The organism is Rhizobium sp. YIM 134829 (genome assembly GCF_046546455.1).
Map to the genome: position 1 here is coordinate 220,717 of NZ_JBKHKI010000002.1, position 12,288 is coordinate 233,004.

The window sequence follows — 12,288 nt, forward strand, 5'->3', positions numbered from 1 at the left end:
TCCTTCCCTGCTCTGCCTGCAAACGAAAAGACCCGCGCGGAAGGGTGCCCGCGCGGGTCTGATTGCGAAACCGGACCGGATCAGCCCTTGTTCTTGTTGTAGACGTCGAAGAAGACGGCGGCCAGCAGGACCAAGCCCTTGACGAGCTGCTGGTAGTCGATGCCGAGGCCCATGATCGACATGCCGTTGTTCATGACGCCCATGATGAAGGCGCCGATGACCGCACCGGTGATCTTGCCGACACCGCCGGAGGCCGAAGCGCCGCCGATGAAGCAGGCCGCGATCACGTCCAGCTCGAAGCCGACGCCGGCCTTCGGGGTCGCCGAGTTGAGGCGGGCGGCGATAATCATGCCGGCGAGAGCCGCCAGCACGCCCATGTTGACGAAGGTGAGGAAGGTGAGCCGCTCGGTGTTGATGCCCGAGAGCTTGGCCGCCTTCTCGTTACCGCCGAGCGCATAGATGCGACGGCCGATCGTCGAGCGGTTGGTGAGGAAGGTATAGAGCGCGATCAGCAGCGCCATGACCACCAGAACGTTCGGGAAGCCGCGATAGGTGGCGAGCTGGTAGCCGAGGAAGATCGAGACCGCGCCGATGATCACCATCTGGATGGCGAAGAAGATGAGGGGTTCGTTCTCCGTGCCGTGGCGATCATTGTCGCGCCGCGCCTTGACGCCGGAATAGACGGCATAGGCCACGAGGGCGAGAACCGCGACGAAGGCGAAGAAGTTGACGAACAGCTCCGGTGCCGGGTTGATGAAAGACAGGATATCGGGGACGAAACCGGTCGACAGGACCTGGAATTCCTTCGGGAACGGACCGATCGGCCGGTTCTGCAGGATGAGATAGGTGAGACCGCGGAAGACGAGCATGCCCGCCAGCGTCACGATGAAGGACGGGATCTTCTGGTAGGCGACCCAATATCCCTGCGCCGCGCCGACCAAGCCGCCGAGAATGAGGCAGAGCGGCACGACAATGACGTAAGGAATGTTCCATTTAACCAGCATGATGGCCGAAAGGCCGCCGGTAAAGGCGACGATCGACCCGACCGAAAGGTCGATATGGCCGGCCACGATGATCAGCAGCATGCCCAGCGCCATGATGACGATGAACGAGTTCTGCAGGATCAGGTTGGTGATGTTGACAGGGCGGAACAGGACGCCGTTGGTGATGACCTGGAAGAAGACCATGATGACCACGAGCGCGACCAGAAGGCCGTATTCGCGGATATTGGCTTTCAGATATTCACCGATCGACGGCTTGGAGGTGGGTGCGCTGGTTTCAACGACCATTAGTGCTTCTCCCCGGAGCGCATGATGGCTCGCATGATGGACTCCTGGCTGGCTTCCGCCTTCGGCAGTTCGGCGACGATGCGTCCTTCGTTCATGACGTAGATGCGGTCGCAGGTTCCGAGGAGCTCCGGCATCTCCGACGAGATCATGAGGATGCCTTTGCCCTCTGCGGCAAGCTGGTTGATGATGGTGTAGATTTCATATTTCGCGCCGACATCGATGCCGCGCGTCGGCTCGTCGAGGATCAAGACCTCGGGATCGGTAAACAGCCACTTGGACAAGACGACCTTCTGCTGGTTGCCGCCCGAAAGGTTGACGGCCTCCTGGTAGATCGAATGCGAACGGATGCGCAAGAGCTTACGATAGTCCTGAGCGACCTTTCGCTCCTTGTGCCCATCGATAACGCCGCCATTGGCGACCTTGGGCAGGTTGGAGAGCGTGGTGTTGTGCATGATGTTGTTGTTGAGCACGAGGCCCAGATGCTTGCGGTCCTCGGTGACATAGGCGAGCCCGGCATCGATCGCCTTCTCGATGGTCGAGACATCGACCGGCTTGCCGTGCATCATCACATCGCCGGTGATCTTGTGACCCCAGGAGCGACCGAACAGGCTCATCGCCGTCTCTGTGCGGCCGGCGCCCATGAGTCCGGCGATGCCGACGACCTCGCCGGCGCGGACGGTGAAGTTCACGTCATGCAGGAACTGGCGGTCGCGGTGATGCTGGTGGAAGACGTTCCAGTTCTTCACCTCGAGCAGCATCTCGCCGATCTTCGGCTCGCGCGGAGGATAGCGGTCCTCCATGTCGCGCCCGACCATGCCCTTGATGATGCGGTCTTCGCTGATGTCCTCGCTGTGGCAGTCGAGGGTCTCGACCGTGCCGCCATCGCGCAGGATGGTGATCTTGTCGGCGACCGTCTTGATCTCGTTCAGCTTGTGCGAAATGATGATCGAGGTCAGCCCCTGCTTGCGGAATTCCATCAGCAGGTTGAGGAGCGCGGCCGAATCCGTCTCGTTGAGCGAGGCGGTTGGCTCGTCGAGGATGAGCAGCCGTACCTTCTTCGACAGCGCCTTGGCGATTTCCACCAGCTGCTGCTTGCCGACGCCGATGTCGGTGATGAGGGTCGCGGGGTTTTCCTTCAAGCCGACCTTGGCCAGGAGCTCGCGGGTGCGGGCGAAGGTGGTCTTCCAGTCGATCACGCCCTTGGTGGCGACTTCGTTGCCAAGGAAGATGTTCTCGCCGATCGACAGGAGCGGCACGAGGGCGAGCTCCTGGTGGATGATGATGATGCCGAGATGTTCGCTGTCGGAAATGGCGCTGAACTTGCGGACTTCGCCGTCGAAATAGATGTCGCCTTCATAGCTGCCGGCCGGATAGACCCCGGAAAGCACCTTCATCAGCGTCGATTTGCCGGCACCGTTTTCGCCGACGAGCGCATGAATCTCGCCCTCGGTGACCTTCAGATTGACGTTGTCGAGCGCGCGAACGCCCGGAAACGTCTTGGTGATGCCGCGCATTTCGAGAATGTATTTGTCCATTATCTCGCGTTCCAATGGCCGAACCGTCACGAATGAGGCGGGCCCGACCGGGTGGGGAGCGTCCTCATGATGCCGAAAGGGTCCGCGCGGATGCGCGGACCCTCGCTGATGGCGGACGATCAGTTGTTGATCTGGTCTTCGGTGTAGTAGCCGGCGCCGACCAGGATGTCCTTGGCGTTCGACTTATCAACGGCAACCGGCTTCAGCAGGTAGGACGGGATGACCTTGACGCCGTTGTCGTAGGTCTTCGTGTCGTTCACTTCCGGTTCCTTGCCCGAGAGGATGGCGTCGGTCATGCTGACGGCAACCTTGGCAAGTTCGCGGGTGTCCTTGAAGACGGTGGAGTACTGCTCGTCGGAAAGGATCGACTTGACGGAAGGCAGCTCGGCGTCCTGGCCGGTGACGACCGGGATCGCCATGTCGCCGGAGCCGTAGCCGACGCCCTTCAGGGCCGACAGGATGCCGATCGACAGGCCGTCATAGGGCGAGAGAACGCCGTTGACCTTGGCATCGGTGTAGGTCGAGGAAAGCAGGTTTTCCATGCGGGCCTGAGCGACCGCACCGTCCCAACGCAGCGTGCCGACCTGGTCCATGCCCTGCTGGCCGGACTTGATGACGATGTCGCCGCTGTCGATCAGCGGCTGCAGAACCGACATGGCGCCGTCATAGAAGAAGAAGGCGTTGTTGTCGTCCGGCGAACCGCCGAAGAGTTCGACGTTCCACGGCTTGGTATCGGCGAACTTCGCCTTCAGGCCGTTGACAAGCGAGGTCGCCTGGAGAACGCCGACCTGGAAGTTGTCGAAGGTGGCGTAGTAGTCGACATTGCCGGAGTCGCGGATCAGGCGGTCGTAAGCGATGACCTTCACGCCGGCGTCATGCGCCTTGGCGAGGATGTCCGACAGCGTGGTGCCGTCGATGGCGCCGATGACCAGAACCTTGGCGCCCTTGGTCACCATGTTCTCGATCTGGGCCAGCTGGTTCGGAATGTCATCGTCGGCGAACTGCAGGTCCGGCGTGTAGCCGGCTTCCTTGAAGAGCTTCTCCATCGTTTCACCGTCGGAAATCCAGCGGGTCGACGTCTTCGTCGGCATGGAAATACCAACGGTGCCCTTGTCCTGCGCGAAGACAGGCGCCACAAACGACGCCACGCTGATCGCGGCGGCGGCGAGGAGCGAAGTTACCAATTTCATATGATCTCTCCCTGAGTGTTGAACCCGCCCGCTTACGAAAACGGTGGGGCATGTGCAGCGCGCAACGACCATGGGACAGAGTGTCCCGCGGCAGAGGCAAAAGGTTGAAGAAGGCCCTCCTAGCCCTAACGCTCCCGAGGCGTCGGCTCACATGCGCGCAAACTGGAATCAATCCACATAACTGTCAAATGCAATATTTCGCTATCGGCATACTTTTTTTGGTATATGAAGCCCCAAGAGTGTGATTTTTGGTTAACGTCTTTGAATTGAGGGGGTTAGCGTGGACCAACCAAGGGAACAGGTGATCTCCGGCTTCGATGCTTCGGCGCGCAGCATTTTCAAATCGGGGCTGAAGATGAATCATCTGCACCTGATTCTGGCGATCGAGGAACATGGGCAGATCAGCGCCGCGGCCGATGCGCTGGGCATTTCGCAACCGGCCGCTTCTCGTCTGTTGGGTGAGGTGGAGGCGATCGTCAAGGCGCCGCTTTGCGCGCGGATCGCCCGTGGCGTCGAGCTGACGCAGTTCGGCCGGGCTCTGGCGCGCCGCGCCCGGAGCATCTTTCTCGAGCTGCGCGAGACCGCGCGCGAGATCACCGAGCTCAAATATGGGAGCGGCGGCTCGGTCTCGCTCGGGTCGGTCACCGGCCCCGCCATTCATCTGGCGGTTCCCGCCGTCCGCCAGGTCACCGCCGCCTATCCGGGGATCGAGATCAACATCCAGATCGAGAACAGCAATGTGCTGATGCGCGAACTGTTGGCGGCAAGGCACGATTTCGTCATCGGCCGCGTTCCCGACGATCTCGATCCGCGGCTGTTCAGCATGGTCGAGATCGGCGAGGAGGCGGTCGATCTGATCGTCCGACGCAACCATCCACTGCTCGAGGAAGGGCGCATCACGCCGGAGATGCTGCTGCGCTATGACTGGGTTTTCCAGCCGCCAAGCACGCTTCTGCGCCGGGCGGTGGAGGAGAGCTTCGTGGCGGCCGGCGTGCCCTTGCCGAAGACGGTGATCAACACCTCCTCGACCATCCTGACCCTGTCGATCGTCAAGGAGACCAATGCGATCGCCGCGGTCGCCCGCGATGTGGCCGCCCTCGTCTCCGACAATGGCACGCCGCTTGGCGAGATCCGCCGCCTGCCGATCCGCCACCGCATCCGCATCCGCCCCTATAGCCTGATCACCGCCGCCGGCCGCGCCCTGCCCCCGAGCGCCACGCTGCTCTACGACCTGATCCGCAAGCAGGCACATGCCTAAGGTGTGAGACGCGAACCCGGGCCACACAAGCCCCGCATCATGCTCGAATGCTCTTCTCGGCGCGGTAAAGGGAGTTCCATGTTCGCGCGATCGGTCTTTCAATCGGTGCTGGAACGGCTGCAGGCGGAGGACGCCGCGGCCGACCCCGCTGATACGCCCTCGGCCCGCATCGCCGGCCTCGGCGCCGGCTTTGCTGCGGAGACCCAAGCCATGGCTTCGGGAGTCGCTGTCGAACAGGCCTATGCCGACATGGCGGGCCCGCCGACGCCTCCTCCTCCACCAGAACCAGCGGCAACCAAATTGGAGCCGGACGTTCCGGCTGAGGAAGAGTCACCACCGGAGCCGCCCTCCTTCCTCTCGCGGCTGACACTGGAGGAGGTTCTGGCCGATCTCGGCATCAGGCCGGGCGACAATCCGACGCGACTGGCCGAGCAACGGCGGGCCTTCGCGGCGCTCAACCATCCCGACCGTCATGATCCGTCGCACCGTGCGGCGGCGACCCGGCGGATGATGCTCGCGAATATGCTGGTGGATGAAGCCCTCCGGCGGTGGCGCCGGGCCGAGGCTAGGGCCGCTCCTCGCGCCCCGTCTCGCCCTCGGCCGCAGGGCCAGCATTGACCGCCGGGCCGTCGGTCGGCGCCGGGACCGCCGGATCCTTCGGCTTGTAGAAGACCAGCAGCGTCGCCGAGGTATAGGCGGTGATGGCAAGCAGGATGAAGCCCCAGGTTTCCGAGCCCATCGTGAACTCCACCGCCGTCCAGCTGGCACAGACCGCCACGACGAGAAGGCGGATCCAGAGCGGACGATAAAAGGCGTGGTCGGGGTCGATGAGCTTGAACATGCCCCTCCATAGTCCGGAAATCCTGTGCCCCACAAGAGCGGCGGCTTGACGCCTGCGTGATACGTGGAATAAATGTTCCAAAATAGTCAGATTTGCGCATTCATTCCATCGCGAGGATGGCATGGGGGCGCATGGAGGCCCGCGCGGCAGGATGGCCGCGGGCAAGCTGGCTCCCGCGCGGCCGGTCGGCGCGCTGTCCATCACGCTTTTGCGGGCTGAGCGCATCAGACCGCCTCCCGGGCGAAGCCCGCTGACGAAAGAACAGCACATGACGGTAAGATTTGGTCTTCTCGGCGCCGGCCGCATCGGCAAGGTTCACGCCAAGGCCGTAAGCGGCAATCCGAATGCGATCCTCGTGGCCGTGGCGGATGCCTTCCCGCAGGCCGCGGAAGCGATTGCCGCCAGCTATGGCTGCGCGGTGCGCACGATCAAGGAGATCGAGGCGGCGAGCGACATCGATGCCGTGGTGATCTGCACGCCGACCGACACCCATGCCGACCTGATCGAGCGCTTCGCCCGGGCCGGCAAGGCGATCTTCTGCGAAAAGCCGATCGATCTCGATGTCGATCGCGTCAAGGCCTGCATGAAGACGGTCAGCGACACCAAGGGCAAACTGATGGTCGGCTTCAACCGCCGCTTCGACCCGCATTTCATGGCCGTCCGCAAGGCGATCGACGAGGGCCGGATCGGCGAGGTCGAGATGGTGACGATCATCTCGCGCGATCCGGGCGCGCCGCCGGTCGATTATATCAAGCGCTCCGGCGGCATCTTCCGCGACATGACGATCCATGATTTCGACATGGCCCGCTTCCTGCTCGGCGAAGAGCCGGTGGCCGTCACCGCCACTGCCGCCGTGCTGGTTGATCCCGAGATCGGCAAGGCCGGCGACTTCGACAGCGTCTCGGTGATCCTGCAGACGGCGAGCGGCAAGCAGGCGATCATCTCCAACTCCCGCCGCGCCACCTATGGCTATGATCAGCGCATCGAGGTGCATGGCTCGAAGGGCGTCGTCTCAGCCGAGAACCAGCGCGCTGTCTCGATCGAGATCGCCAATGGCGAGGGCTATACCCGCCCGCCGCTGCATGATTTCTTCATGACGCGCTACACCGAGGCCTATGCCAACGAGATTGCCGCCTTCATCGCCGGCATCGAGGCCAACGCACCGCTTTCGCCGAGCGGGGCCGATGGTTTCGCAGCGCTCGCCCTCGCCGATGCCGCCGTTCGTTCGGTGGCTGAAAAGCGCCAGATCGCCGTCGAAGCCTGAGCCCCCTTCCCGTCTTCAACGCCGCGTTTCCTTCCGGAGACGCGGCGTTTTCATGTCCGGTCAGGCGCTGCGGCTGTCGCGCAGGCCAAGCCGAGTTTCGGCGATCACATGGTCCATCTCGGTCAGCGCCCGGTCGAGATGGCCGTCGAAGACCAGTTGCGGCTCGTCGGCAATGAAGGAAACCGACGGACGGCCGAGAAGCCGCACCTCATGCGAGCGGCCAAGTGCCTCCTCGATCCCGTCATTCAGGAGATCAAGGAAGCGGATTCCCGGCCCGGTCAGGAAGATCGGCAGGGGTCCGTAGAGGCTCAGCAGACGCGACAGGCCGTTGCCGAGCGCCAGGCCAGCCATGCGGAAGGCATAGCGGGCCATGCGATTGCCCTGCCGGGCGGAGAGCGCGATCTTGTCCATCTCGCCGAGCGGCACGAATTTGGCAGGAATCGTATCGGGCGGCACCTGGAAGGCCGTGCGCAAGATGCCGTAAAAGCCGGCCGAGGCCTCGACGCAGCCGAAGGCGCCGCAGCGGCAGAGGCCGCCGTCGGCCCTGTCGAGCATGTGGCCGAAATTCGGCGCGCTCGCCTCGATCTCTCCCGCCCGGTCCCGCCGGGCAATGCCCAGACCGATCGAGTGGCCGAGCGAGACGACGGCCAGGCGCGACTGATCGGGATCGGCATCATCCTGGCGCGTCGCCAGCGCCTGGGCGACGAGCAGCGTCTCGTTGCTGAGCGTCACCCGCGCCTTCCAACGCGGCGCGATCAGGGCGGCGAAGTCGATCGCCGTGCCGCCGAGCAGCGGCGACCAGAGCAGCACGCTGCCCGAGGCATCGACTGTGCCCTTGCTGCTGATCGAAATCGCCATGACATCATCGGGCGCAATCCGCGAGCGCTCTGCGAGCCGGCTCAGCGCGTCGAGGAAGGATTGGGCGAAGCGCGCGGCGTTCGGCGCCTGGTGGCTGCGCGGCTCGTCGAAGCGGTCGATCAGCCGACCGGCATAGTCGACCAGCGAATAATGCACGAGATCGGAGGAGATCTGCGCGGTGATGAGGAAGCCGTAATCGCGCCGCTGTGAGAACAAGGCGCGCGGACGTCCCCGCCCCCCGGCCGACGGCTGATCGCTGCGGCCGATGACGCCGATGCGTTCGAGATCGGTGGTGATGGCCGAGACGGTGGCAGAGGCGAGCCCGGTGCGCTCGGAGAGATCCGTATGCGCCTGCGGCCCGTGCCGACGCAGCGCCGAAAGGACAAGAACGCTGTTTTGCTGGCGCACCTGTTCGGTGCTCGACTTTATGAGCATGAGCTGATCACTATCACCGCCGGGCCACCGGTCAAAGCGCGCAAGCCTGCGAAAATCACCGCTTTCGCCCCGTGTTGACAGCCCTGAAAATCTCTGACATCTATTTTCTCGACTGTCGAGAAAAAAGCTCTCGGCGGTAGCTTGCTGCCGGATGGGGATCGCGAGGGAGGTTCCACGCGCACGGCCGGCGGCCCTTTGGGAGGATTACATGAAGACCGTTTTGAAGCTGATGGCGGGTGCCGCCATCATCGTATCCATGCATTCCGCTGTTTCGGCCAAGGACCTCGTCGTCGGCGTATCCTGGTCGAACTTCCAGGAAGAGCGCTGGAAGACCGACGAGGCTGCCATCAAGGCTGCGCTCGAAGCCTCCGGCGACAAGTATATCTCTGCCGACGCCCAGTCCTCGCCGGCCAAGCAGCTGACCGACGTCGAGTCGCTGATCTCGCAGGGCGCCAATGCGCTGATCGTTCTCGCCCAGGATTCCGACGCGATCGGCCCGGCTATCGAGAAGGCTGCCGCCGAAGGCATTCCGGTCGTCGGCTATGACCGCCTGATCGAAAACCCGGCCGCCTTCTACATCACCTTCGACAACAAGGAAGTCGGCCGCCTGCAGGCGCGCGAAGTGTTCAAGGTGAAGCCGGAAGGCAACTACGTCTTCATCAAGGGCTCGTCCGCCGATCCGAACGCCGACTTCCTCTTCTCCGGCCAGCAGGAAGTGCTGAAGGAGGCGATCGACTCCGGCAAGATCAAGAATGTCGGCGAAGCCTATACGGACGGCTGGAAGCCGGAAGTCGCGCAGAAGAACATGGAACAGTTCCTGACCGCCGCCGACAACAAGGTCGATGCCGTGGTTGCGTCCAATGACGGCACCGCCGGTGGCGCGATCGCCGCCCTCGACGCCCAGGGCCTCGCCGGCTCGGTGCCGGTCTCCGGCCAGGACGCCGACAAGGCCGCGCTGAACCGCGTCGCACTTGGCACCCAGACCGTCTCCGTCTGGAAGGACAGCCGCGTTCTCGGCAAGCGTGCCGCCGAAATCGCCGTCGAACTGGCCGGTGGCAAGACCATGGACCAGATCGCCGACGTCCAGACCTTCAACGGCGGCCCGAAGGGTGCGGCCATGAAGTCTGTCTTCCTCGCCCCCTTGGCCATCACCAAGGACAATCTGAACGCCGTCATCGATGCCGGCTGGATCAGCAAGGAAGAAGCCTGCCAGGGCGTGAAGGCCGGTTCGGTCGCCGCCTGCAACTAAGGGACCGCAGGGTCTGACAAGGCAAGCGCCGGGCGACATGCCCTGCGCCTGCCGATTTCCATGAAAGGCGCCGGCCGGGGTGGGCCCGCCGGGGTGACGAGCCTTAATGAAGTTTGCAGCGGCGCGTCGGATGACGCGAGGCCGGTTGCACGAGGGGGAGAGCGGCAGCACGATGGCCGATACGATGAAGAGCGTCGCCTTTGACGGCGCACGGACCGCGACGGAGAGCCCTGTGAAGCGCTTCTTCCGCGCCACCGAGATCGACACCCGCCTGCTCGGCATGATCGGCGCGCTGCTGATCATCTGGGTCGGCTTCGAGATCCTGACGGGCGGCCTGTTCCTGACGCCGCGCAACCTCTGGAACCTGACGGTGCAGACCTCTTCCGTCGCCGTTATGGCGACCGGCATGGTGCTGATCATCGTCACCCGCAATATCGACCTCTCGGTCGGCTCGCTGCTCGGCTTCTGCGGCATGATCATGGGCGTCATGCAGGCGCAGATCCTGCCCGCCTATCTCGGTGCCGGCAGCCCGATGATCTGGATCGTGACGCTTGTCGTCGGCATCGCCGTCGGCGCCTCGATCGGCGCCCTGCACGGCCTCATCATCGCCTTCCTCAACGTCCCCTCCTTCATCGTCACGCTCGGCGGCCTGCTCGTCTGGCGTGGTGCGACCTGGTTCGTGACCAGCGGCCAGACCGTTGCGCCCATGGATGCCACCTTCCGCCTGATGGGCGGCGGCACCGAAGGCTCGATCGGGGCAACCGCCAGCTGGATCGTCGGGCTGATCGCCTGCCTCGCCATCGTCGCCGCACTGCTCAACGCCCGCAAGCAGCGCAAGCGCTTCGGCTTCCCGCGCCGTCCGGTCTGGGCCGAATATGTGCTCGGCGTGCTCTCGTGCGTGCTGGTGCTCGGCGCCGTTCTGGTCGCCAATTCCTATTACTGGCCGGTCAACATCGCGCGGCGCTATGCCGAAGCCAATGCAATCGCCTGGCCCGAAGGCGGCCTGCAGATTTCGCACGGCATCGCCATTCCGGTGCTGATCGCGGTCGTCGTCGGCATCGTCATGACCTTCATCTCCACCCGCCTGCGCTTCGGCCGCTATGTCTTCGCGATCGGCGGCAATCCGGAGGCGGCCGAACTCGCGGGCATCAAGACCCGCTGGGTGACCGTGCGCATCTTCATGCTGATGGGCGCGCTCTGCGCCATCGCCGCCGCCATCTCTACCGCCCGCCTGAATGCCGCGACCAATGCGCAGGGCGAGCTCGACGAACTTTATACCATCGCGGCTGCCGTCATCGGCGGCACCTCGCTTGCCGGCGGCACCGGCACCATAGCGGGCGCCATGCTCGGCGCCTTCGTCATGCAATCGCTGCAATCCGGCATGGTGCTTCTCGGCATCGACAGCCCGTTCCAGCGCATCGTCGTCGGTCTGGTCCTCGTCGTCGCCGTCTGGCTCGACACGGTCTATCGCGCCCGCGCCAAGTAAGAAGGAGGCCGATCCCATGCCGAACACTCCAGTGACGAACACCAGCGGGACCAACAGCCCCATGACGGCCGGCAGCATGACCAGCACCACCGCCACGCCCCTCGTCGAGATGCGCAACATCTCGATCTCCTTCGGCGGCATCCACGCCGTGGACAATGCCTCCGTCGACCTCTACCCCGGCGAGGTCGTGGCCCTTCTCGGCCATAACGGCGCCGGCAAGTCGACGCTGATCAAGATCCTCTCGGGCGCCTACAAGCGCGATGCCGGCGAAATCCTGATCAATGGCGAGAATGCCGACATCGCCAACCCGCGCGACGCCAAGAAATATGGCATCGAGACGATCTACCAGACGCTCGCGGTCGCCGATAATGTCGATGCCGCCGCCAACCTCTATCTCGGCCGTGAACTGCGCACCCCCTGGGGCACGCTGGACGACGTGGCGATGGAGGCCAAGACCCGCGAGGTGATGGGACGTCTCAACCCGAATTTCCGCCGCTTCAAGGAGCCGGTGAAGGCGCTCTCCGGCGGCCAGCGCCAGTCGGTCGCGATCGCCCGCGCCATCCTCTTCAATGCCCGCATCCTGATCATGGACGAGCCGACCGCCGCGCTCGGGCCCCAGGAAACGGCGCAGGTGGGCGAGCTCATCAAGCAGCTGAAGCGCGAAGGCATCGGCATCTTCCTGATCAGCCACGACATCCACGACGTCTTCGACCTCGCGGACCGTGTCTCGGTCATGAAGAACGGCCGCGTCGTCGGCCATGCCCGCACCGAGGACGTCACCAAGGACGAAGTCCTCGGCATGATCATCCTCGGCAAGGTTCCCCCGAAGGCCATTCCCGGGCCGGGCGCGATGCAGGTGGCGTAAGCAGGGTCTCACACGCGC

The 12,288-nt window shown here is 64.0% G+C and carries 11 protein-coding genes; 6 read left to right on the forward strand and 5 right to left on the reverse strand.

The annotated features are described in order from the left end of the window. Positions 1-80: 80 nt before the first annotated feature. The 3 genes from mmsB to chvE all read right to left on the reverse strand — a co-directional run bounded on the left by mmsB (position 81) and on the right by chvE (position 4,014). On the reverse strand, positions 81-1,289 hold the full coding sequence (gene mmsB, locus ACLE20_RS05945) for a multiple monosaccharide ABC transporter permease (protein ID WP_410939345.1): 1,209 nt from the start codon (positions 1,287-1,289) through the stop codon (positions 81-83). Next, a complete protein-coding gene (gene mmsA, locus ACLE20_RS05950; protein WP_410939346.1) occupies positions 1,289-2,824 on the reverse strand; it encodes a multiple monosaccharide ABC transporter ATP-binding protein in 1,536 nt (511 codons plus the stop codon). Before mmsA ends, mmsB begins: the two co-directional genes overlap by 1 nt. 119 nt (positions 2,825-2,943) lie before the next feature. Beyond that, positions 2,944-4,014: a multiple monosaccharide ABC transporter substrate-binding protein gene (gene chvE / locus ACLE20_RS05955; RefSeq protein WP_410939347.1), complete on the reverse strand. Its 1,071-nt coding sequence runs from the start codon at positions 4,012-4,014 to the stop codon at positions 2,944-2,946. A 280-nt stretch (positions 4,015-4,294) separates the two neighbouring features. Between chvE and ACLE20_RS05960 the strand changes: the two genes are divergently transcribed. After that, complete coding sequence (locus ACLE20_RS05960) at positions 4,295-5,272, forward strand: LysR family transcriptional regulator (protein WP_410939348.1); 978 nt, start codon at positions 4,295-4,297, stop codon at positions 5,270-5,272. A 78-nt stretch (positions 5,273-5,350) separates the two neighbouring features. Beyond that, positions 5,351-5,890, forward strand: a complete 540-nt coding sequence (locus tag ACLE20_RS05965; protein WP_410939349.1) for a hypothetical protein — start codon at positions 5,351-5,353, stop codon at positions 5,888-5,890. Here ACLE20_RS05965 and ACLE20_RS05970 read toward each other — a convergent pair. Next, positions 5,838-6,113, reverse strand: a complete 276-nt coding sequence (locus ACLE20_RS05970) for a hypothetical protein (RefSeq protein ID WP_410939350.1) — start codon at positions 6,111-6,113, stop codon at positions 5,838-5,840. The genes ACLE20_RS05965 and ACLE20_RS05970 overlap by 53 nt on opposite strands. 268 nt (positions 6,114-6,381) lie before the next feature. Between ACLE20_RS05970 and iolG the strand changes: the two genes are divergently transcribed. After that, complete coding sequence (gene iolG, locus ACLE20_RS05975; RefSeq protein WP_410939351.1) at positions 6,382-7,377, forward strand: inositol 2-dehydrogenase; 996 nt, start codon at positions 6,382-6,384, stop codon at positions 7,375-7,377. A gap of 60 nt (positions 7,378-7,437) precedes the next feature. On the opposite strand, the gene ACLE20_RS05980 is transcribed toward iolG, so the two are convergent. Then, entirely contained in the window at positions 7,438-8,670 is a 1,233-nt protein-coding gene (locus tag ACLE20_RS05980; protein ID WP_410939352.1) for an ROK family protein, read from the reverse strand. Between the two features lie 208 nt (positions 8,671-8,878). Here ACLE20_RS05980 and xylF point away from each other — a divergent pair, with 208 nt between their 5' ends. The 3 genes from xylF (at position 8,879) to ACLE20_RS05995 (ending at position 12,270) form a co-directional block, all read left to right on the forward strand. Beyond that, positions 8,879-9,919, forward strand: coding sequence for a D-xylose ABC transporter substrate-binding protein (xylF, locus tag ACLE20_RS05985; protein ID WP_410939353.1), 1,041 nt, complete (start codon positions 8,879-8,881; stop codon positions 9,917-9,919). A gap of 172 nt (positions 9,920-10,091) precedes the next feature. Next, entirely contained in the window at positions 10,092-11,405 is a 1,314-nt protein-coding gene (locus tag ACLE20_RS05990; protein ID WP_410939511.1) for a sugar ABC transporter permease, read from the forward strand. Between the two features lie 76 nt (positions 11,406-11,481). Continuing rightward, positions 11,482-12,270: an ATP-binding cassette domain-containing protein gene (locus ACLE20_RS05995; RefSeq protein ID WP_410939512.1), complete on the forward strand. Its 789-nt coding sequence runs from the start codon at positions 11,482-11,484 to the stop codon at positions 12,268-12,270. Positions 12,271-12,288 lie beyond the last annotated feature (18 nt).